Source organism: Acidimicrobiia bacterium (assembly GCA_040878325.1).
GTDB lineage: Bacteria > Actinomycetota > Acidimicrobiia > Spongiisociales > UBA11373 > JAUYIV01.
Genome location: JBBDMM010000006.1, coordinates 183,032 through 204,241, shown reverse-complemented (window position 1 = coordinate 204,241; position 21,210 = coordinate 183,032). Strand labels below are relative to the sequence as shown.

General features: G+C 66.4%; 19 protein-coding genes and 1 tRNA gene. 10 read left to right on the top strand and 10 right to left on the bottom strand.

The features are described 5' to 3' along the window. Positions 1-81 precede the first annotated feature (81 nt). A tRNA-Ile gene (locus WD184_03595) sits at positions 82-156 on the top strand. Between the two features lie 82 nt (positions 157-238). Continuing rightward, complete coding sequence (locus WD184_03590) at positions 239-712, top strand: hypothetical protein (protein ID MEX0825832.1); 474 nt, start codon at positions 239-241, stop codon at positions 710-712. A gap of 54 nt (positions 713-766) precedes the next feature. On the opposite strand, the gene WD184_03585 is transcribed toward WD184_03590, so the two are convergent. Then, positions 767-1,414, bottom strand: coding sequence for a TetR/AcrR family transcriptional regulator C-terminal domain-containing protein (locus WD184_03585; protein ID MEX0825831.1), 648 nt, complete (start codon positions 1,412-1,414; stop codon positions 767-769). Positions 1,415-1,488: 74 nt separating this feature from the next. Here WD184_03585 and WD184_03580 point away from each other — a divergent pair, with 74 nt between their 5' ends. After that, entirely contained in the window at positions 1,489-2,472 is a 984-nt protein-coding gene (locus tag WD184_03580) for an NAD(P)-dependent alcohol dehydrogenase (GenBank protein ID MEX0825830.1), read from the top strand. An 8-nt stretch (positions 2,473-2,480) separates the two neighbouring features. Here WD184_03580 and WD184_03575 read toward each other — a convergent pair whose 3' ends face one another. The 3 genes from WD184_03575 to WD184_03565 all read right to left on the bottom strand — a co-directional run bounded on the left by WD184_03575 (position 2,481) and on the right by WD184_03565 (position 7,972). Further along, entirely contained in the window at positions 2,481-3,656 is a 1,176-nt protein-coding gene (locus tag WD184_03575; GenBank protein ID MEX0825829.1) for an SLC13 family permease, read from the bottom strand. Between the two features lie 20 nt (positions 3,657-3,676). Then, complete coding sequence (locus WD184_03570; GenBank protein MEX0825828.1) at positions 3,677-4,936, bottom strand: MFS transporter; 1,260 nt, start codon at positions 4,934-4,936, stop codon at positions 3,677-3,679. Positions 4,937-5,074: 138 nt separating this feature from the next. After that, complete coding sequence (locus tag WD184_03565) at positions 5,075-7,972, bottom strand: tetratricopeptide repeat protein (protein MEX0825827.1); 2,898 nt, start codon at positions 7,970-7,972, stop codon at positions 5,075-5,077. A 139-nt stretch (positions 7,973-8,111) separates the two neighbouring features. Here WD184_03565 and WD184_03560 point away from each other — a divergent pair, with 139 nt between their 5' ends. Further along, the gene (locus WD184_03560; GenBank protein MEX0825826.1) at positions 8,112-8,768 is read left to right on the top strand and encodes a hypothetical protein; all 657 of its coding nucleotides are present in this window, start codon (positions 8,112-8,114) and stop codon (positions 8,766-8,768) included. Positions 8,769-8,794: 26 nt separating this feature from the next. Here the strand turns inward: WD184_03560 and WD184_03555 are convergent, their stop codons facing one another. Beyond that, entirely contained in the window at positions 8,795-9,226 is a 432-nt protein-coding gene (locus WD184_03555; GenBank protein MEX0825825.1) for a hypothetical protein, read from the bottom strand. Between the two features lie 107 nt (positions 9,227-9,333). Here WD184_03555 and WD184_03550 point away from each other — a divergent pair, with 107 nt between their 5' ends. Together WD184_03550 and WD184_03545 are read left to right on the top strand one after the other, a co-directional pair. Next, on the top strand, positions 9,334-10,317 hold the full coding sequence (locus WD184_03550; GenBank protein MEX0825824.1) for a permease: 984 nt from the start codon (positions 9,334-9,336) through the stop codon (positions 10,315-10,317). After that, on the top strand, positions 10,314-11,036 hold the full coding sequence (locus tag WD184_03545) for a TIGR03943 family protein (GenBank protein MEX0825823.1): 723 nt from the start codon (positions 10,314-10,316) through the stop codon (positions 11,034-11,036). The genes WD184_03550 and WD184_03545 overlap by 4 nt, the downstream gene beginning before the upstream one ends. On the opposite strand, the gene WD184_03540 is transcribed toward WD184_03545, so the two are convergent. Then, positions 11,037-11,771 carry a DUF2927 domain-containing protein gene (locus WD184_03540; GenBank protein ID MEX0825822.1) on the bottom strand — a complete coding sequence of 245 codons (735 nt, stop codon included), beginning with the start codon at positions 11,769-11,771 and terminating at the stop codon, positions 11,037-11,039. 22 nt (positions 11,772-11,793) lie between these two features. Continuing rightward, positions 11,794-11,970, bottom strand: a complete 177-nt coding sequence (locus tag WD184_03535) for a hypothetical protein (GenBank protein MEX0825821.1) — start codon at positions 11,968-11,970, stop codon at positions 11,794-11,796. Positions 11,971-12,373: 403 nt separating this feature from the next. On the opposite strand from WD184_03535, the gene WD184_03530 reads away from it, so the two are divergent. The 3 genes from WD184_03530 to WD184_03520 all read left to right on the top strand — a co-directional run bounded on the left by WD184_03530 (position 12,374) and on the right by WD184_03520 (position 15,936). Beyond that, complete coding sequence (locus WD184_03530; GenBank protein MEX0825820.1) at positions 12,374-13,576, top strand: YibE/F family protein; 1,203 nt, start codon at positions 12,374-12,376, stop codon at positions 13,574-13,576. Positions 13,577-13,622: 46 nt separating this feature from the next. Further along, positions 13,623-15,491 (top strand): methyltransferase domain-containing protein, encoded by a 1,869-nt coding sequence (locus WD184_03525; protein MEX0825819.1) that lies wholly within the window; start codon positions 13,623-13,625, stop codon positions 15,489-15,491. Positions 15,492-15,630: 139 nt separating this feature from the next. Further along, entirely contained in the window at positions 15,631-15,936 is a 306-nt protein-coding gene (locus WD184_03520) for a PGPGW domain-containing protein (GenBank protein MEX0825818.1), read from the top strand. Between the two features lie 4 nt (positions 15,937-15,940). Here WD184_03520 and WD184_03515 read toward each other — a convergent pair whose 3' ends face one another. Together WD184_03515 and WD184_03510 are read right to left on the bottom strand one after the other, a co-directional pair. Continuing rightward, positions 15,941-17,083, bottom strand: a complete 1,143-nt coding sequence (locus WD184_03515; GenBank protein ID MEX0825817.1) for a hypothetical protein — start codon at positions 17,081-17,083, stop codon at positions 15,941-15,943. 222 nt (positions 17,084-17,305) lie between these two features. Next, positions 17,306-19,495 (bottom strand): beta-propeller domain-containing protein, encoded by a 2,190-nt coding sequence (locus WD184_03510; GenBank protein ID MEX0825816.1) that lies wholly within the window; start codon positions 19,493-19,495, stop codon positions 17,306-17,308. A 74-nt stretch (positions 19,496-19,569) separates the two neighbouring features. Here WD184_03510 and surE point away from each other — a divergent pair, with 74 nt between their 5' ends. Continuing rightward, positions 19,570-20,358, top strand: coding sequence for a 5'/3'-nucleotidase SurE (gene surE, locus WD184_03505; protein MEX0825815.1), 789 nt, complete (start codon positions 19,570-19,572; stop codon positions 20,356-20,358). Here surE and WD184_03500 read toward each other — a convergent pair. Next, the gene (locus WD184_03500) at positions 20,336-21,202 is read right to left on the bottom strand and encodes an adenylate/guanylate cyclase domain-containing protein (GenBank protein ID MEX0825814.1); all 867 of its coding nucleotides are present in this window, start codon (positions 21,200-21,202) and stop codon (positions 20,336-20,338) included. The genes surE and WD184_03500 overlap by 23 nt on opposite strands. Positions 21,203-21,210 lie beyond the last annotated feature (8 nt).

Genomic DNA, 21,210 nt, shown 5'->3' with positions numbered 1-21,210 from the left:
GCCAGTGACAGATTCGTGGGCCCACAGCACTCCGCGCCGGGCCGAGCACGAACACCCCTTTGATACACTCGCCGTCCCCTAGGGCCCGTAGCTCAGCCCGGTTAGAGCGCATCCCTGATAAGGATGAGGTCGGTGGTTCGAGTCCACCCGGGCCCACGCCGTCCGTCGTTCGGCTTCTGCAAACTCGGTCGCAGTCAGGGTCCCCGCTCGTACACTCCGTGGAGAAACACGGAGAGGCATGAACAAGGTCCCGCTGAATGTCATCTGGCTGGCGATCTTCTTGGTGTGTGCCATTCTCCTGGGGGTCGGTAGAGAGGCCCTCACGGATGCTCTCGAAAGCCAGGGATTGAGTTCAAGCGGTTTGGCGTTTCTCGCGGCTATCGCCTTTCTCACGGCTCCGGTGGTCGTTGCGGTTCCGTTGATCGTGTGGGTGCTCCGCGAGTATTCGGGTCCCCTTCGCCTCGGACTCGTGGCACTGATCGTGTATTCCGCCGGCTACGCAGCCTCGCTAATGCGTACGACAACGGGGATTGAGGCCTCTCGGATGGTCGAGTGCTCCGACGGCGCTACCGGGCTGATGCTCTGTGGGATATCCAGGGGTGTGTTCATGCTGACCACCGCTTACAGCTGGCAGTTCCTACTGTCAGGCATCTTCATTTCGCTCGGATTGGTCTACTCGGTGTCCAGGGCTCATCGCTCGATGATCAGCTGAGCGTTGCGGTCCCTTTGGAGGGTTGGCTGGGTTCCCCGTTCGACAGGTGGCCGCCTATCGGCCGGACGCCAGGATCCGCTCCAAGCCGTCGAGGATCAGGTCCAGCCCGAACTCGAAGCTGGTCGTGGCCGAGTAGTCGTTGTGCAGGTGGCCCTGGATGTGTTCGATCAGGAATGGGTACTGCTCCGTGTCGACCCCGGACAGGAAGTCGGCCGCGAGTCCTTCCAACTCCCCCGGTGCGGGACGGAAGTTGACCTGGCGCATCGACTGGCCGCCAATGTGTCCCTCGAGGGCGTGGAACGCATGGTGGGCCATCTCTACGGAGAACCCGGCCCGGCGGGCCGTGGCCAGCAGTGACTCCGACCACTGCATCCAGTTCGGCCCGGGCATTGCGCCGAAGCTGAGAAGGAGCGTCGGCGCCCACGGGTGATGCAACAGCGCCTTGTTGGCGGAAGCGGCCGCCGCCCGCAGCGTGGCCTTCCAATCCTCCTGAGGCGAAGGCAATCGGTACTCCCCGACCACCGTATCGAGCATCGCCGCGATCAGATCTGCCTTGTTGGCAACGTGGTTGTAGAGGGACATCGCCTCGACGCCGAGCGACTTACCAAGCCGCCGCATGGTCAGGAGTTCGACGCCGTGTTGGTCGGCGATCGCCAGCGCCGCGGAGACCACCTGCTCCCGGCTCAACGGTTCCCGACGCATCCCACCACCTTGACAGACTTACGATGTACGTGTACCTTGCTCGGACACAGACTTACATAGTAAGGAAGTTACTGATGAGGGCGATCATCCGCAAGCGCTTCGGGGGACCAAGCGTGCTCGAGTTCGCCGAGTTGCCCCTCCCCGTCCCGAACGACGACCAATTGCTCGTCCGGGTCGCAGCCACCTCGCTCAATCGGGCTGATTGGTACGCCATGGTCGGCCGGCCTTTGGTGGGGCGGCCGTCGATGGGGTGGCGGCGCCCGAAGAGCGAGCGCCTCGGCACCGACTACTCCGGCGTGGTGGAAGAGGTCGGCAAGAACGTCTCCGGTTTCCAGGTCGACGACGAAGTGTTCGGCGGCCGCGATGGCGCACTGGCGGAGTACATCACTCCGCGCCACGACCGGGCCGTAGTGCGAAAGCCGGCCGGGATCACCCACGAGCAGGCGGCAGCCATCCCGGTGGCGGCGATCACCGCGCTGCAGGCGCTGCGCGATCACGGTGGGGTGCAACCCGGTGAGCGGGTTCTCATCAACGGCGCCTCGGGCGGGGTGGGTTCCTTCGCTGTCCAGATCGCCAAGGCCTTTGGTGCTGATGTGACCGCGGTATGCGGTCCCCGCGGGCTGGAGGCGGCTCGGGCCGGTGGAGCGGATCGCGTCGTGGACTACTCGAGCGAGGACTCCACCCGGCTCGACATGAAGTTCGACCTGGTGATCGACATCGCCGGCAACCGGTCATGGCGGCAGTTGCGCCGGGTTCTCACCCCGAGGGCTCGGGTGATAGTGGTGGGTGGTCGCATGGGCGGGGTGATCGGCCCGCTCGGTCACGTGCTTCGGATCAAACTCCGCGGCATGTTCAGCAGGCGCCAGGCGAAGTTCTTCATCGCCAAGTTCAACAAGCCCGACATGGAGACACTGCGCGACATGCTCGCCGACGGTCGGGTCCGTCCGGTGATCGATCGCACCTTTCGCTTCGACGAGTTCGAGGGGGCGTTCCGATACCTGGGTGAGGGCCATCCCCAGGGGAAGGTCGTCTTGTCACTCGGACAGCCCGGCGCGTGAGCCGCGGCTCAACCCGCCAGCCTCGAGATGACCAGCAGCACCGGGGTTGCGGCGGCGATCGCCGGGAGCCCCACCCTCCATCCCACCCGGGCGTACTGGAGCGGGGTCACCTGCAGACCGAGGCGGCGAACGATGTCGAGCCAGAGCAGGCCCGCCAACGAGCCGCTCAGCCACAACACCGGACCCAGATTGGTGCCGAGCAAGAGGGCCCAGGCGGTGCCCCCTTCGACGTGAGGCAGCCCGGCGATGAGCATCGGCAGGTTGTTGACGATGTCGGACCCCACGATCCCCACCGCGAGCGCTCGGGCCTCAGCGATCGCACCTTCGCCGCCGAGCAGAATCCCCAGCCCCAGGTGCGCCGGAGCGGCGCCGGCGAGTACTCCCAACCCGAGCACGACGCCGATGGCATCGATAGGGATTCCACGGACGGGCAGCGTTCTCGTCCCCACCGAGAGCAGCACCAGAGCCGAAGCAACCACCATCCACGCGGGAATCCCCAGGACGTCGCCCGCAGTGAATCCCACGAGAAGCCACACGACGACCGAGCCGCCGATTCGGAGGGGCCGCGGATCTCCGCGCTCGGCCTCGAGCACCACTGGAATCGTCGCGGAGAGTTGGCTGCGGCGAAACATCATCCACCCAACCACCGTGGCCACCAGGGATGGGAGTCCGAGGTACAGCAGGAACTCTCCGAACGACGCACCGGTCTCCGCGGCGACGATGAGGTTGGTCAGGTTCGAGACCGGCAGAGCGCTGGATGCCAGCGCCGCCAGAAGAACGGGCTGAAACGCCGTCAGCAGAGGATCGAGTCCGTGGCGGTAGGCAATCCGTACGTACAGCGGCGTGAGGAGCACGATCGCGGCGTCGAGGTTGAACACAGTGGTCACCGCCGCCGCGAACACCCACAGCGATGGCCTCAATCGATGACCCGCCGCCACCCGTCCCGCAGCCGCATCGAAGAAGCCAACTCGATCGAGTTGGATGGCCAGCGGAACGGCAAAGACAAGAAAGAGCACCGGTTCGATCAGCGGGTCGATCGAGGCCCTCGCCTCATCGGTGGTGACTACGCCGAAAATCAGTGCCACGACCGTCGGCGCCCCGACCGCCACCAGGGGTCGGACCTTGCGATGGCCTACGGTGAGCAGGGCCACTGCCGCCAGCAGGAAGCCGACCACCACCGTCACCTTCCAGCCCCCCTCTGCACCTACACGACCGCGTCGGGTGCCGGTCGGCGTCCGGCGAATCGCTCGCGGAGGATCACCAGGACCGGAACGACCGTCAGCGCCGCTCCCACCAGGCACAGCACCGCGAAGCTGCTCGCCGCCAGCAGCAGGCCGGACGACAGGCTGGCGATCGCTCCCGAGGTCCACAGGACCGCATCACCCACCCCCTGCAGCCGGACCCGTCGGGCCGGTGCGGCGCCTTCGGTGAGCAGGGCGCTTCCGGCGACGAAGGAGAAGTTCCAACCCAGGCCCAGCAAGAAGAGCGCCGCGGTCAGCAACCCGGTGGCGTGCTCGTCGGCGACTGCGCCCATGACCGCGGCTAGCGCGAGGATTCCGTGACCGGTGAGGATCACGGGAAGCCGACCGATACGGTCGGCCATTGCTCCGGTCAACGGCGACATCGCGAACATCCCCAGCGTGTGGGCAGAGATGATCAAGCCCACGGTGGAGAGGCTGTGGCCGTGGTCACGCACATGGATCGGGGTCATCGCCATTATCAGCACCATCACCACCTGGCCGACGGCAAGCGAGGCCACCGCGATGCGCACCGTGGGCGAGGCGCCCCCCACGGCCCGTGAGGGCGCATTTGGCTCGCCCCGGTCGGCGAACTCCAGTGGATCGGGCCGCAACATGCTCCCGACGACCAGCAGAGCGATCCCTCCGGCAACCGCGGCGAGGAGGAAGCCACCGGCCAACTCCTCGATATGGATCAACCGACTAAAGGCTTCACTCGGTGCCAGTAGGGACGGCCCCAACACCGAGCCGATGGTGCCCGCCCACACCACGAACGCGATCGCCGAACCCTGACGATGCGGCGGGTTGAGGTCGGCAGCGGCGTACCGGGCCAGATTGTCGGCGCTGGATCCGAACCCGAATACGGCGAGCGCCACCACCAGCAGCGGGAAGGAGCCGATGGCGGTGGCGAACGCGGCAACTCCGGCGCCGAGCACCACCAGTGAGTAGCCGGTGATCATCCCTTGTCGGCGGCCCCGTCGATCCATAAGTGCAGAAAGCCGTGACCCGCCAAGTGCCGAGCCGAGCACCGCCACCGCTCCGGGGAGACCGGCCAGGGTCGCCGAGCCAAGAAGGTCCTTGGCCACCAGAGTCGTGACCGTGACCGCGGCGATATAGCCGGTCCGGCCGATGCCGACCCCGGCGAACAGCACCCCAGTGAGGCGGCGGCGAATGGCGGGAGGAGCCCCCTGGTGTCCGATCGGAGTCGAGGTGGAGGGGTCGGACATGAGCGCGAGGGTAGACCCCGCACCCGACCCGACCCATCCACTTGATGTCGTTACTTCGTACTAGATGAGACAGGCCCGCGAGAGCGGGCCGAAGATTGAAAGGTGTGAAGAGATAAAACTGCGATTCGACTTTCTCGATCACCACTCTCCAGCGTGGGCACAGGCCTCCTCAAGGCTCATCGCCGCTCCGCGCTCAGCCAGATACTCGAACCGCTCCGCACCCAGCTGAGTCCGAAGTTCGTCAGTCGCTGCTTCGGCGGCGGCCTGCTCCCGCGTAGGCAGTTTCAAACCCATCTGTTTCCGGGTCGCCTCGGCGGCTCCCGACAATGTGGCCGCCTTCTCCAGACTTCCCCGGCGCACTTCGAGCTCGACGATCGCTTGTAGGACGAGGGGGACATCGGGCCTGACCTGGGCAAGTGAGATGTGCAACGCTTCCCGCAGAAGAGCCTCCGCTCGCGTCACATCCCCCAATTCGAGCACACCACGGCCCAGGTGGCGCATCGCCCATGCCGCGGCTACGGGCAGACCGAGCCGCTGGAACATGGCCAGGCTCTCAGAAAGCAGCCGTTCGCCATCCTCGATCCGACCCTCGCTCAGGGCGAGCTTCCCCAGATATGCGGTAGCCCACCCGATGACATCCGGAAAACCGGCTTTACGGGCCTCGCTCAGCGCTGAGTCGAGTGCCTCGCGAGCCGCCTCATGGTCCCCGCGATTGATCCTGATCTCCCCCAAGGCGAGTTGGGCATCGGCGGCAACGTAAATGTCGTCGGTCTTCCGCCTGGTCAGTAGTGCTTCGGCCGCATACGTCTCGGCCTGGTCGGAGTGGCCCTGATCCTCGGAAAGGAGGGCCAGGCTCGCAAGGATGTGCCCCACCCTGGACGGGTCATCACCGCGGCGCTCCCGCGCCAGCGCCTCTTCGTACAAGTGGGTTGCCTCGACGAGTCTGCCCTCCCGGTGAGGAATGGCGGCGAGCCTGGTGAGGCTCTCGGCCGCGCCGGCGTCGTCACCAAGCTCCTCAGCCAGAAGAAGAGACTGCTCGAGGTACCGCCTGGCACGGGCGACATCACCCTGCCCGTTGGCCAGATCGCCGGCACCCCGCAGCGCCCGCGCCCGCACCGCCGGCGGCGCCTCGTGCGAGGCATCCAGTCCCCGCTCCAGCCATGAGAGTCCTTCCGCCAGGTGGCCCCGGAGCTTCCAGAAGTCCCAGGTGGCGCTGCCGATCCGCAACGCGAGATCCCCATCGGCGGTCTCGAGCGACCAGCGCAACGCCGCCCGCACGTTGTCGTGTTCCTGTTCGAGTCGATTCAATCTTGCGGTTAACCCGACATCGGAAGCATCGTCAACGAGGTCGGCAAAGAAAAGCGCATGGCTTCGGGCAAGGGCCTGATCCTTCCCCGATTCCACCAGCTTGTCCCAGGCATAACGCCGTACTGGTTCGAGGAGCCGGTAACGGCCCGTTGCCGGGTCGTGAGTGAGCAACGACTTCTCCACCAGAGCCATCACGGTCCCGAGGACTTCGCCGTCGCCTTCGACCCGACAGATGGCTTCAACCTGAGCAAGCTCGAAGCTCCCGCGGAAGGTTGCGAGCTGAGCAAGGAGCCCTCGCTCCTCGCCCGACAGCAACTCATAGCTCCACTCCAGAGCGGCCAGCATCGTCTGGTGGCGGTGCTCCCCGGTTCTGCTGCCACCTCCCAGCAGCTCGAGGCGACCCTCGAGTCGATCGGCGACTTGAATCACGGTCAGGCTTCCGACCCTTCCCGCAGCGAGCTCGATCGCAAGCGGGATCCCGTCGACCAGGCGGCAGATTCGGCTCACGTCGACGCTGTTCTGGTCAACAACCATGAACCCGGGTTCCGCCAGCGCCGCCCGCTTGGCGAACAGCCGAACCGCGTCATGGTCCATCGCCGCGACCGCCGAGCGGGCCTCGTCCTCGTCCGGCACCGACATCGGAGGAACGACGTAGATCTTCTCACCCGGGACGCCAAGCTTCTCCCGGCTGGTGGCCAGTATCCGGAGCCCGGGAACGCTGCGAAGGAGATGATCAGCAGCAAGGGCGCTCGCCTCAACGAGATGCTCGCAATTGTCGAGGACCACAAGAACAGGTGCCTGCCCCAGCCGAAAGCCAATCGAATCCAACAGGCTTCGGCCCGGCTCCTCGGGGACGCCGAGCACTTGGGCGATGGCTCTGGGAACCAACGCCGCTTCAGTGATTGGCGCAAGCTCCACCAGCCACACCCCTCCGGGAAACTCGTCGAGGACGGCAGTGGCCACCTCCAGGCCGAGGCGGCTCTTCCCACCTCCGCCGATTCCTGTGAACGTAGTCAGGCGAGAGTCGCGTATTGCCTGTGCTCCCTCAGCGAGTTCGCGCTGTCGCCCCACGAAGTCGGTGAGCCGGACCGGAAGATTGTGGGCGAAGGTCTCCGATGAGCGGAGCGGGGGAAAGTCGGACCGCAGCCCCGGATGGGTCACCTGGAACAAGAGCATCGGCTCGGATACGTCCCGGAGACGGTGGCGACCAACCTCGATGAGAACGACACCGTCAGGCAAGGGTCGAGTGAGAACCTCCTCGGTGGCCAGGGTGAGGAGGATCTGTCCGCCGTGCCCGATCGACATGACCCGCTGACAGCGGTTCAGTGCAACGCCGTAGTAGTCGCCGTCACGGGCTTCGGCCTCACCAGTGTGAAGGGCGACCCGGGATCTCGCCATGCCGACGCGGCCCACCTCGAGTTGAATCTCGACCGCGGCGGCCAGGGCGTCGTTCGCCGACGAGAAGACCGCGAGAACTCCATCGCCGGTCCCCTTCACCACGACTCCCGAGCTGGCACCCACCACTCCGCGTAGCAACCGCTCGTGGCCGGCGATCGCGGCGCCGGTGCCGGCGGGGTCCCGCTCCCACATTCGAGTTGACCCCTCGAGGTCGGTGAAGAGGAAAGTGACGGTGCCCGTCGGCGGCGTGGGACGACGCGGCGTGGATCGAGCCCGCGGTGCGCCGTCGGGTCCTCGTAAGCGGTCATAACGATCTGTTGAGTCGACCACCAGCGGAATCTACCGGCCGGATCCGGGCATACCCCCGGCAACCGGAACAATGGTTGAGTAGGTTTCGCAGGGCGAAGCGCCGCTCGCGACGAATGGAACGGGTCTTGATGGACCGGCGATACGCAGCGCGGAGGGGAAAATGAGCCGCCGACGGAAGTGGATGATCGTCACCGGTCTGGTGCTCGCCGCGGTCATTGCCCTGCTCCAAGCCACGAAGTGGGCCGTGGGTTCGATTCCGGCGATTCTCGGGTTGCTCATTGCCCTGTTGGTCGCCGCCTCCGGCATTTGGCCGCCCGGCTCTCGGTCCAAGAAGCATCCAGCGATGGGAGAACCAAGCATGAATGACGTTGCGAACGAGTCATGGACGCCGGTCGGAAAGACCGGGCACTTCCTCCAGGCTGAACTACCGATGTCGGACGAGGGAAGTCGGTTGCTCGGTGGAGGATTCCGGCACATCCTCTATGCCGAATTCGACACCGACTCCGAGTCCGATGCGTGGCGCGAGTTCGTGTACGACCCGCTCAAGGTGCTGATCGCCGAGGGAATCATCGGTGCGACACCGCTGGACGACCACCACGCGCATCTGCACGTCACCATCTACAAGCTGACCGGAACTTCGAGTGATGATGCCGACTACCTGTCACGGGTGACCCAGAGGGGGGAGCTTGCCGCCGAGATCTACCGGAAGGCCTCAGTGCCCGAAGGGTCTCGTGGTGCCTGGCATGTCGCAACCACAGTGGTCAACCACGAACAGCCGCTGAACCCGCGGATCGGCATGACGACGGTGCTGGTGTAGCAGCCGTCCGGGCAACCCTCCTGGAATCAAGCCGACCCCTCTCGCCGCTCCAGTTCCTGTCGCAGCGCCTCGTCGGAGTAGCCGATCAGGGCCTCGTCCCAGGGGCGGGCGACCGGAAGCGGCTTGTCGCGGTCGAGCAACTCGATCACGGGGTCGCGGAGGGTTCGGGCCCAAGCCCGGCCTGAGGCCGTCGCATGGAGACTCAGGGTGGCGTCGGTGTTGACCAAATACAGGTGGGCCTCGGAGCGGGGATCGCCGCGCGACCCACGCTCGCCGTACACCAGGAGAACCGATGGGGCCATCACGTCCTGGACGCCCCCCGCGGCGATGAACTCACCGTCATACGCCCACCCGCCGTTCTGGTCCGGATCGACATTCGTCACCACCTTGGCCCAGTTCTTGAGCCGGTGATCACCCACCAGGGGGATTTCGACCGCGACGGTCACCTCGGACTGCATGGGGTCAGCCTATTGGGTCGAACGACCCGGTCGAAGAGGACTGGTTCGTAAGGACCCTGACCGGTGAGTCATAGGCAAAGGTCCCGTTCGGCCGTACCCTCCTGGCCATGACCTCAGGTACCGCGGTCGAGCCGCGTGCCCGCCGCCGGATCCCCGGATTCGAGATCGTCGTCCTAACGGTGGTGGGGGCGGTCCTGTTGCGTCCGTTGCTGGCACCATGGTTCGACGGACCGGTCGTCCAGACATGGTCCACCCTCTTTGTATCGACAATGCTTCAGGCGACGCCGTTCCTCGCGCTCGGGGTGGCGTTCGCTGCGGCGATCGCCGCCTTCGTGCCCGCCGAGCGCCTCACCAGGGTCCTACCCAAGAATCGGGTGGCCGCAGTGGTCACCGGCGGATGTGCCGGTGTCTTGCTTCCCGGATGCGAATGTGGCGCGGTCCCGATATCGGGTCGTCTGGTCTCCGGTGGGGCGCTTCCGGGGGCGGCGCTCGCCTTCATGCTGGCTGCACCGGCGATCAACCCCGTGGTACTCGTCTCGACCGCGGTCGCTTTCCCCGGCCGGCCCGGATTGGTCATTGCTCGCTTCGCCGCCTCTCTCGTCGCCGCCGTGGTGATGGGCTTGATCGCCCTCCGCTTCGATCCCAAGCGGCTCATCGAGCGGGCAATGAAACGCAGCCACATCGGTGACTCCCGCTGGGAAACCTTTGCGAGCACGGCGCGGCACGATTTTCTCCAGGCCGGCGGCTTCCTCGTATTGGGAGCGGCAGCAGCCGCGGCGATCCAAGTATTCGTGCCGCGATCCTGGCTCACCGGAATCGGCGAGGTCGAACTCCTCGCAATCGCGGTGATGGCGATCCTCGCCATCGTGCTGTCGATCTGCTCGGAAGCAGACGCCTTCGTGGCCGCCAGCTTCACCCAGGTCTCGCCCACGGCCCAACTCACCTTCATGGTGGTGGGCCCGGCAGTCGACCTGAAGCTGGCATCGATGCAGGTGGGAGTCTTCGGCTCGCGGTTCGCCTCGCGCTTCGCCCCAATGACCGCCGTGGTTGCCACCGCCTCGGCGGCGCTGTTCGGGATGTGGTTGCTGTGAGGCCGGAGACCCAGGGCGCGGTGTTGGTGGCGGTGGCGGTGATGGTCGCCAATCTGGCCCTCAACGGGGGACATACCTCATATGTGAAGCTCGGGCTGAGGTTTCCGTTACTGGCAGCCGCGTTGTTTGTGGCCGTGATCGGCGCTATCGCAGTGGCCCGCTCGGGTCGGACGAATCGAGACGACGATGGTCACGGTCACGGCGTCGCCGCCACCCGGATCGGCCTGATCCTGCTGGTACCGGTGATCGCGGTGTATCTCATCGCCCCGGCTCCCCTGGGTTCGTTCGCCGCCAGCCGGGGGGGCCAGAATCAGCTCATCTCCGGTACCCAGGCAAGGGGGCTCGGCCCGCTTCCCGGTGCCGAGGTAGATGGAGCAGTCGAGGCCACCTTCTGGGACCTGATTCTCCGGGTGTACTACGAGCCCGAGCAGGTCGAGGACGTCACGGTCCGCCTGATCGGATTTGTCGCGCCGGAGACGGACATCCCGGGGGCGTACCGGCTCACTCGATTCCAGATTGCGTGTTGCGCCTCGGACGCATCGGCCCTCCAGGTGATCATCACCGGTGTGCCGGACATCCCCGAGACCGATCAATGGATGAAGGTCGACGCCACCTGGACCGGAGAGGTGGTGCACCTCGAGGGGACGGCAAAGATTCCGATCCTGCAGTTCGTGGCGCACGTGCCCACCACCCAGCCCGCCGAACCGTATGAGACCTGATCAACCACCCGGGATGACCGCCCGAGCCTCCGCGGCCGTCATCTGTGGCTCGATCTCCGGAAGGTAGAGCATCTCGATCAACAACTCGTCGAACTCCGAATACTCCTGGGTTTCGGTCCACCCCTGATAAAAGATGCTGTCCTCGAACCGGATTGAATCGCGCATCAGCCCCAGTGACTGGGTGACTTCTTCGCGGATGAGGTGGTTCCGCTCTGGCTGGGTGAGGCCGGAAGTCGAAATAAGAACGCGGGCGTCGGTGATGTTCCCCCCGCCGTCCCACCACACCCAGAAGAAACCCATGTTCACAGGCACGTAGTTCGGTTCGATCGCGGCGAACTCCGACTCTGGGGCGAAATGGATGTCGAAGTTGCCATCGGAGGCGACGATGTCGATCACGATCGTCCCGATCATCGTGTTGAGGTCGGCGATCACGTCGTACAGAGTCACCAGGTCCTCGTCGGATGGGTCGCCGTGGACGACCATCCGCACGTCGTGGGTCCACTTCCTGATCTCGGGAGCGTCGCCACCGAACTCTTGCCCGAACGCCACCTCCTCGAAGTAGGCGACCGCATCCGCCGAGTAGAAGGTTGGCGCCAGAGTGGTGGTCGGAGCGACCGTGGTCGTCGTCGCTGCGCGGGTGGTAGTGGTGACGAGGGTCGTCGTCGCATCGTCCCCGCAGGCGAACAACGATGCCGTCAGCAAGGCCCCAACGGCGAGCCCTAGTCGGTGCTCCATGAACGAGATTGTGGTCGACGGCTCAAGGTACCGCGATCTCGGCCGCGGCCAGCAGGTTGCCCTCGACGAAGATCTCGACACGCACCGTGGTGCCCCGTAGCCCCGATGGGTAGGTGATCTCGAACATGGCCGCACCATCCGGCACGTCGAGGGTCCACGGCGTCAGGGTCGATGAAGATCGAATTCGCCGCAGCGTCATGGCCGGCGGCCTCGGCTTCGAGACGGGCAGCATCGTCGGCTTCGGCGGTCTCCGCCTCGGTACGGAGCTCGGCTGCCATGATCCGATGGGTCGTCTGCCGCATGTAATCGAACTCGATCGAAGCGAGCCCCGAGCGAATGACTGCCTGCCGTTGGGCAGAGGAGCGTTCATCAGAAAGCGCCTTGTGCTCGGATGACGATGCGGCTCCACTGGCCTCAGTCGCCCGCCACGCCCCGATGGCCCCGAGAAACGTGGTGAGGGCGATCAGGGTCGTGATCGTCACCTTGCGCCGGTGGGCCATCCGGGTCGGGGAGAGCTTCGGTCATGGCAACGCGGGACGGTACCGGGTGCAGCAACACCCCGCAGGCGCTTCCCATCCCCCACCGGGGTCTACGCTCCTGCGATGCCCCCCGGGATCGAGAACCTCCCTCCGGACCGCCGCCGAGAGTTAGAGCGGTTCCTCGAGCCCGAGCGCGTGGGAATACTGCGCGCGCTGCCAACGATGATCGCCGCGACGATTGCGTTGCTGACCCTCATCGGAATCGTGCTGCTCCGCCCAACTGGTGAGGAACGTCCGGACCTGTCCGAGGTCGGGATCCCCCGCCTCGTCTACGACGCCACCGTCGTCACGGCCGAACAACAACCCTGCGCGAACTCCGCCGAGGTCCCCTGTGTGTCCGTGGCGTTCGAGATGACAGAGGGCCCGGATACGGGAAGCACCGTCGTGCTCGAGTTCGCGGTGTCGGCGACGACCCCGACATTCGCTCCAGGAGACGATGTGGTGCTCGCCTATCAGGAAGGTGCCGCACCCGAGTTCCGATACTCGTACTTCGACCGTCAGCGCCGCCCGGTGCTGCTGTGGATCACTGCACTGTTCGTCATCGCGGTGGTGGTCATGGGGAGGGTCCGAGGGGCAGCGGCGCTCGCCGGCCTGGGAGCAAGCGTGTTGGTGATCCTGACCTTCATCGTTCCAGCCATCATCGACGGCCGCGAGCCGGTGATGGTGGCGATCGTCGGCGCCTCGGCGATCGCGTACGTCGCCCTCTACACGGCTCACGGTTTCAACCGGATGACCACCGTTGCGCTGCTGGGAACCCTTGCCGCGCTCGCCCTCACCGCGCTGTTGGCCTGGGGCACCCTGGAGGCGGCTCGCTTCACCGGATTCGCCTCCGATGTCTCGTTCATCCTTACATTCGTCGGCACCATCAACGTTCAGGGTCTGCTGCTCGCCGGGGTGGTCCTGGGGAGCCTCGGCGCCATCGATGACGTCACCGTGACCCAGGCCTCGGCGGTATGGGAGATTCGGGCTGCCAACCCGGAGATGACGCGCAGCCGCCTGTTCCGCTCGGGGATGAGAGTGGGCCGGGACCACGTTGCGAGCACGGTCAACACCCTCTTGCTCGCCTATGTGGGAGCGTCGATGCCGCTGCTGTTGTTCTTCGTGCTCGCCGGGCAGTCTCTCGGCACATCGCTGAACACCGAGATCGTCGCGGTCGAAGTGGTTCGGACCCTCGTAGGCAGCATCGGACTCGTGGCGGCCGTGCCCCTGACGACCTGGCTGGCGGCGCGCATGGCCGAAGGGGAGCCGGTCGACCACCACGGATAGGCCCGGCCCATCCCGACCACCACCGACCGCGGGTAACCTGGCGCCGGTGTCCGACTCATCCCCCTCGACGGCGACGGCCGTCCGCGCCAATCGACGTCGGCGCCTCATTCTCGGCCTCGTGGCAGCGGCGCTCGTGGCCGTCGCGTTCGTCGCGATCTTTCCCCGCCTCGCCGACTACGGCAACGTCTGGGGTGACATCCGCGCCATTTCGGTCACCACGCTGGCCCTCCTCACCGTGCTGGCAATCGCCCACCAACTCGTCAACCCCCTGATGACCATGGCAGTGATCCCCAACCTCACTTTCCGCCACGCGCTCGTCGCCCGACTCGCGTCCACCTCTGCCGCGAACACGATCCCCGGAGGCGGTGCGGTCGGAGTAGGGATCACCTACGTGATGCTCGGGCGGTGGGGTCATCCCGGCAGCCAGATCGGGGCCGCGGTCGCCCTCACCGGTGTCTGGAACAACCTCGTCAAGCTGCTGTTGCCCGCGGTCGCGTTGGTCGGGGCGATGTTGAGCGGCCTGGCGATGCCCGATCTTCTCGATGCGACCCTCATCGGCGCCGTCGCCCTGCTCGTGGTGATCCTGGCTGCCGTCGCGGTGGCCCGCTCGAGCCTTCGACACGCCCTTCTCGGGCCGGTCGAGCGCCTCGTCGGGTGGATCCGGCGCTTGTTCGGACGCTCCGAAATGAGCGTCGACCGGTCGCCGGTGACGGACTTCTTCACCGCGGTGGGGCAGGCGCTGGGAACCCGGTGGCGGCAAATGCTGCTGTCCACCCTCGCCGCTCATCTATCGCTGTTCCTGGTGCTGCTGGCGTGCCTGCGCGCCGCCGGCGTTGCCTCTCGGGTGGTGCCGTGGCCCGAGGTGCTCGCCGCCTTCGCGATCATCCGCCTTCTTTCTGCGATACCCGTCACCCCCGGTGGCCTCGGGGTCGCCGAACTCGGGTTGGTGGGGCTGATCTCGACGGGCATGGCCGAGCCGGGGGTCGAACGGGTCGCGGCCGCGGTACTGCTGTTCCGGTTCTTCACCTACCTTCTGCCGACCATCGTCGGGGGGTTGGTGGCCATCGGCTGGCACCGCCGCACCAACCGGGTGACGGGAGCGGCTCGTTGGGGCCTCGACGACGTGCCGCCCGAGCACCTCGAGGAGGCCGTGTGTTTCCGTTGCCGCATCCCCGGCAAGCTGCGGTGGAACCTGGATCCCTTCGCCCTCGTCGATTGCCCCAATTGCGGCCAGGCCTTCATGAGCCCTCGCCTCAATGAGGCAGGGCGAACGGCGCTCTACGGCAACGCCAAATACTTCGACGACGGCGTATATCGCAACACCGGCGCCGAGGCGATGCAGCGACGGTGGTCGGCGGGGCGCCTCGACCTGATCGAGCATCACCTCGGGCGGCGACCCCAGCGGCGCATCTTCGAGGTCGGGTGCGCGTACGGGATGTTCCTCGAAGCCGCCCGCGAGCGGGGATTCGACCTCGGCGGCCTCGAGTACTCGGCGGTGGCCGCCGAGACGGCCAGCGGGCGGTTGGGGGTACCCATCCATGTCGGGGAGGTGATGTCACTCCCACCCACCGAGGAATGGGATGCCGTGGCGTTCTGGGATGTGATCGAACACGTGCCCGACCCCGGTGCCTTCCTGGCGGCTGCGGCCGGGCTGACCTCGCCGGGAGGGGTGATCGCCTTCTCCTGCCCCAACTTCGATTCCCTGCCCGCCCGCCTGCTGCGCCGGCGTTGGTGGACCCTCAAGCCGCACAAGCACATATGGCACTTTCGCAAGAAGGATCTGCGCAGGATGGTGGCCGAGGCGGGGTTGGAGACGCTTCAAGTGATCCGCAACCCCCTCCGCCAGGCCAACTGGGTCAGGCTGGACAGCCTGGTGGTGGTGGCAAGGAAGTCACCAGTCACCAGTCACCAGTAGCCAGGAAGAAGGGATGGCCTCCCGCCTCCCGCCTGAGAAGCGATCCGGAGCGCATCGCAGATCGCCTGTCCTGCTGGAGACTGGAGACTGGGGACTGGCGACTGATTGCCGGGAACATTCGCGGGCATTGCGTGGTCATATGAGCGTGCACGAGAGTGACCTCAGCCCGGAAGCCCAACCTGTTTCCAAGCGGCAGCTGCGGCGCGCCACCGTGGCGGTGTCCGGCGGTGCCACGGTGCTGCTCGGGGTGGCCCTTCTCCCGCTGCCGGGGCCGGGCACTGTGGTGATACTGGCCGGGCTCGCGGTGCTCCGTAAGGAGTTCCCCGTGGCCGGGAAGGCCGCGGATGGCATCAAGAGCGTCGCCTCCAAAGCGGTGGCGGCCGCGGGCCGCAAACGTGTACCCACTCCCGCCGAGGGTCCTCCCCCGACGGGCGATGCTGCCTGAGGGCTCAGCGATGCGGAACGTTGTGACCGGCCGACGGACCGGCCCGGTCTCGCCGGTAGACCTCCACCGATCCCGCCAGGACCGCGCTACTCAGCAGCCCGGCGCCAGCGAACGCCACCAGACCACCGAACTCGCCTGAGCCGACCAGAGCCGCCCCGATCGCCGGGCCGGCGGCGCGACCCAGCGCCATGATCGACTGGGCGTCACCGACGCGCTCGTCCGGGACCAGGGACCACTCCGCCACCCGCCCCAGCACTCGGGGCACCGCCATCCAGAACGCGAAACCCCAGCTGAACATCCCGGCGTAGAACACAACCGGGCCGGGGAACAGGACGATGGAAGTCGCCGAAACCGCCGTCACCACCAGCCACGGCCAGGCGTATCGGGGCCGCCGTCGCAGGCGGGCGGCGATCAGTCCGGCCAACGCATTGACGCTGAACCCCAGGGACAGCGCGACCGCGGTCAGGCCGACCTCGATGTCGGCGAACGCGCCGAGGAAGACAAAGAGGGCGGAACCCGCCATCGTCAGGAACCCGAGGGCCCCCATGAGCACGAGGTTCGTCCGCGACGGGCTCATCGAGTGCCGACCCCTCATCGGCTGAGCCACGAACTCGACCGGAATCAACATTGGAGGAATCATCGAGGCGGCCAACACCAGGTAGAGGGCACGGTCGCCGCCCACCGACGCCACCCACCCGAGCAGCGGTGCGCCGAACAGCACAGCCAATGGGCCGACCGCTGCGATGTCGCGCATCGAGTGAGACGACCGCATCGCATCCGCCCACGCCAACCACGTCAGTAGGCCGGCTGCGACCCCGGCACCGAGTCGCAGGACCAGGAGTAGCCCAAAAGACGGCACGAACCCGCTGGCGACATCGAACGCCGCCGCAGCCACCGCAGCCCATACCAGCACGCCACGAGACGGGGTGAGCCGCCGACCGGCAACGAACACCGATCCGGCGAATCCCAGCACCTGGGCAGAGGAGATGAGCCCGGCGACCCCCAGGCTCACGTCGAGCCGATCGGCCACCTCGGGAATCAAGAATGGGGTTGCGCCAAAGAGGAACGACACCGATGCCGCCCCCACGATGAGCGCCACCGGCGCCCCCCGGCGCACCGACAGCATCGAACGAATAGGAGCGAACACGCGCGGTGGATGGTATTAGGGGTCTCGAGTGCCCTCTTCGCAATATGCGATACGCAATACGCAATAAGCGATGCGATGGGCGGGGTCTGTGGTTGCTTGCGCAGAGCGTTCAACAGTGCTTGCGGAAGGCGGAAGGCCGAACACCAAGAACCGCGCGGGAGGCCCGCGCGGCTCTTGGTTCTTCTCTTACTGGTGGCTGGAGGCTGGTGGCTGGAGGCTCTCTTAGAACTCCACCTTGTGCAGCACCTCGAGGCCGTCGAGGGCGTTGGCCTGGAGGCCGTGCCAGGACAGGGTCCACAGGGTGTCGCCGATCACCAGGGACCGCATGATCTGCGGATCGCCGAGCTCGTAGTTCGGCCAGCAGACCTCGACCCTGTCGGCGGCGTCGAGCTGGTCGTCGGAGACCTCGACGCCCCAATCCCGAGCGAGGGCGGCTGCCTCATCCGCCGGCAGGGGCTCGCAGTAGTACCCTCCGTACCCGCCATCGTCACCCTCATCGCAGAGCTGAATGACGAGTCCGGCTTCCTTGACGGAGTCGAGAACCTCACAGTCCGATCCATCGCCCGGCCGGTCCTCGCGCTGATGGGTGATACGTCCGTACTCACGCAGTCCATCGTCGGTCTTGAGGACCACCGCCCCCATGAACTGCGTCATCCAGGACTGAATCGGCAGGACCACGATGTCCGCCGGCGCCCAGTACAGGAAGGCCAGGTGCTCCCACTCGACGTCGCTGTACGCGTCGGCGATGGTCCACGATGAGAGCTCTCGCGGATCGGAAGGATCGGAGACATCGAAGAGGGTGGCCTTCGCTCCAGTGGTGCGGCCCTGGCTATCGGCCGCCTGGCCCACCCCGAGCAGCAAGCCGTCGCCCAGGGGGTGGAGGTAGGAGGAGTAGCCGGGGATCTTGAGCTCGCCGCTGACAACCGGGCTCTCCGGGTCACTGAGATCGACCACGTAGAGCGGGTCGACCTGGCGGAACGTCACCACATACGCCGTCTCCCCAAGGAAGCGGACCGAGTAGATCCTTTCACCCTTGCCCATGTTGCCAACCGAGCCGATCTCCACCAGGACACCATCGCGCTCGGTGAGGACGACGATCTTGGACTCCGAGTCCTCCTCGAACGACCAGGGAGCGCCCTCGGTGACCGCGATCCGCAGATCACCGTCGAACTCGTCCAGTGAGAACTGATTGAGCAGGTGTCCGTCGATCGAGCCGCTGGCCCGGTAGGTGGCGGGCCCGTCGCCGGCAATGTCGAACTTGTGCACCGCCGTCTCGTACCGCTCCGAGAACTCCTGGAAGTCGGGGGTGTCGGAAACGTTCTCCGGGATCCACACATTGGTGGCCACGTAGAGGCTGGTATGCGACGCGTACACCGTCTCGCCGCGGGCAATGACCCCGGTGCCGTTGCCGGCGCCGAGCGAACCACTGAGATCGAGAGTGGTCACCGACAAGGTGTCGAACCCGGCGAACTCGGCGGGACGATGCATCCGGTCACACGCCACCACCAGCCCCGAGGTGACCTCGTCGCCATCGGCGTCGTAAAGGGTGTACGACGGGACCCAGGTCTCCAGGGTCGACGCCTCGATGATCTGACGGTTGGCGGCGAGGGCGATGTCCTCGGCCGACTCGTTGGAGGGATACACGAAGGGGAGATTGGACGGATAGGACGACACCACCATCCGCACCACCCCGTCGATCGAGCGGGCGCTCAGGTAAGAGCCATCGACCCGCAGGGTGCGGACGACCTGCATGTCGTCCGGGTCGGACAGGTCGACCTCCTGAACCACGCTCACGGTCATCCCGTAGGGCGGGGCGATGCGGGAGTCGGCGGCAAACATCGGGATCGCATCGAGGTCGCCCTGCGAGAAGACGAAGGCACGATCACCATCCACGAAGAACCGGTGGTTCCAGCCCGTCTCGAGTTGGAGTTCGCCGAGCAGGACAGGTTCGTCACCGGTCACGTCGACGTAGCGGAGCTTCCCGTCGACTATCGAGAGGATCCGCTCGCCGTCGGTCTTGATGATGTCGGGCTCGTCGACGCCGGATACCTGGACGTTGGTCCCCGAAAATCCGCCATCCTCGCCGCCAGTGGGAAGCCCGGCAGCCATGGTGGTCACCGAGCCGTCACCGGGAGGGCCCGCAGTGTCCTCTTGCGCCCTGGCGCCTCCCTCGAAGAAGTACCAGCGAGGGCCACCATCCAGTCCGTAGGGACCCACCCGTTCGAGTGCCTCTGCCTTGAAGTGAGCCAGCACGGCGTCGCAGGCATCGAACGGCGTGAGGATCGCGGTGAAGGTGATCGACCGGGGATCGAAAGAGGCTCCCAACGATCGAATCGGGCTGGTCGACTCCGCCCTGGAACACGCCGTCATCGCCATGACCATTACCGCCGCGAGGGCGAGGTACCTGCGCATCTCTGATCCTTTTCGTGGGTGTTGCCCCATGTGACGGTAACGGTGACCCCGCCGGTTCCCGGTAGCGTGGTCCGATGGCCCGAATCCTTCTCACCAACGACGACGGCACCGCCGCCCCCGGACTCGCCGCATTCGCCCGGGCGCTCGCAAGGGTCGGGGAGGTTTCCGTGGTGGTGCCGGATCGGGAACGATCCTGGGTGGCCAAGGCCATCACCCGCTTCGAGCCGGTCACGGTGATCGAGGTAGACGTCGGGGGCGTGACAGTGCACGCCTGCAGCGGGTTTCCGGCCGATTGCGTCCAACTGGGGATCCACGTCCTCTTCGAACGACCCGACATCGTCGTCTCCGGAATCAACATCGGGTACAACCACGGATCGGCCTATCTCCAGTCGAGCGGCACCGTCGGCGCCGCTCTCGAGGCAGGGATCGCCGGGGTACCCGCCATCGCCTTCTCCGCCGGGTCGCACACGGTTCCGTGGCAACAGTGGAAGAACGACGTGCTCGAACCCGACGCCCTGCCGATGTGGGAGCGGCTGGCGACGGTGGCCGCGGCGATGGTCGCCGAGGCGCTGCCGGTCATTCGCCCCGGCGATGTGCTCAATGTGGGGCTACCGGACCATGCGACCGAAAGCACCGAGCGGGTTCTCACCAGGGTCGCCCCATCCGGGTACGACCGCCTCTTCGCCGAGGATCGCCCTGGCGTCTACGTCCATGCCTACGGCGGGTTGATCCACGACCCGAAAGCGGTCGAAGGCACCGATGTAGGTGCGGCCGCGGACGGGGTGATCGCCATCACCCCGATCCGTTGCGTCGGCGATGGCCCCCTGAACGATCCGTTGATCAAGGCCCTGGCGAAGAACTGACCGCCGCCGGGCCACCTCCCCTGACCCGCTTGCCGGCGCGCAGCGCGGGGAAGTCGCGGGGTAGACCCTCCGCGTCGGCCTGATAGACCTGGATCGGGTCAACGAATCCGGCAAAGCGGTACCGCCCGATCGAGCGGAGCCCGATGCCCGGCGGTCGACCGACGGCATGGCGGCAGGCGTCACTGACCAGTATCTGCCCCCCATGGGCGGCAGCCGTTACCCGGGCGGCGGTATGCACCGTGAGGCCGACGTATCCCGCGTCGGTCCAAGCGACCTCGCCGCTGTGGAGGCCGATCCGCAGCCTGACCACTACCTCGCCGGGCCAGAAGGAGCCGGCGATCGTGCGCTGGAGGTCCACGGCCGCCGTGATCGCGGCTGCCGGGTCCTCGAAGACCACGAACGCCTCGTCGGCGCGGAGGTCGACCGGGACCCCTCCAGAGCGCACCACCACCCGCCGGATCAATCGACGCAGACTTTGCAGAAGTCGTCCGTAGGCGTCTCCCATCGCATGCAACAGCGCGGTCGATCCCTCGACGTCAGCGAACATGAGGGTGAGAAACCCACTCGGATGCTCACCCTTCGCCACTCGAACTCGTTCGGTCTCCAGTTGGCTGGTGACGAAACCCACGGGGACGATGCCGTGCTTCTTGGCCGCCTGGAGGATCCGTCGGCGGGCACGATCCCGCGAGGCCTCGCTCTCGAACTTCACCTGCTCGAAGCGGGCCAAAGCATTCCTCAGATGTGATTCGTCGTAGATGGGCAGGCTGCGGCGACCCTTCGAGTCGACATACGCAAATGCCGAGTCAGGGAGACTGCGCCGGTCTACTTTGGACAGCCGAGCCACGCTGCGAC

Coding starts and splice junctions, on each gene's coding strand:
- WD184_03510 (MEX0825816.1), bottom strand. CDS start 19,495: ATGCGCAGGTACCTCGCCCTCGCGGCGGTAATGGTCATGGCGATGACG.
- WD184_03585 (MEX0825831.1), bottom strand. CDS start 1,414: ATGCGTCGGGAACCGTTGAGCCGGGAGCAGGTGGTCTCCGCGGCGCTG.
- WD184_03570 (MEX0825828.1), bottom strand. CDS start 4,936: ATGTCCGACCCCTCCACCTCGACTCCGATCGGACACCAGGGGGCTCCT.
- WD184_03550 (MEX0825824.1), top strand. CDS start 9,334: ATGACCTCAGGTACCGCGGTCGAGCCGCGTGCCCGCCGCCGGATCCCC.
- WD184_03540 (MEX0825822.1), bottom strand. CDS start 11,771: ATGGAGCACCGACTAGGGCTCGCCGTTGGGGCCTTGCTGACGGCATCG.
- WD184_03580 (MEX0825830.1), top strand. CDS start 1,489: ATGAGGGCGATCATCCGCAAGCGCTTCGGGGGACCAAGCGTGCTCGAG.
- WD184_03530 (MEX0825820.1), top strand. CDS start 12,374: ATGCCCCCCGGGATCGAGAACCTCCCTCCGGACCGCCGCCGAGAGTTA.
- WD184_03535 (MEX0825821.1), bottom strand. CDS start 11,970: ATGACGCTGCGGCGAATTCGATCTTCATCGACCCTGACGCCGTGGACC.
- WD184_03590 (MEX0825832.1), top strand. CDS start 239: ATGAACAAGGTCCCGCTGAATGTCATCTGGCTGGCGATCTTCTTGGTG.
- WD184_03555 (MEX0825825.1), bottom strand. CDS start 9,226: ATGCAGTCCGAGGTGACCGTCGCGGTCGAAATCCCCCTGGTGGGTGAT.
- surE (MEX0825815.1), top strand. CDS start 19,570: ATGGCCCGAATCCTTCTCACCAACGACGACGGCACCGCCGCCCCCGGA.
- WD184_03560 (MEX0825826.1), top strand. CDS start 8,112: ATGAGCCGCCGACGGAAGTGGATGATCGTCACCGGTCTGGTGCTCGCC.
- WD184_03520 (MEX0825818.1), top strand. CDS start 15,631: ATGAGCGTGCACGAGAGTGACCTCAGCCCGGAAGCCCAACCTGTTTCC.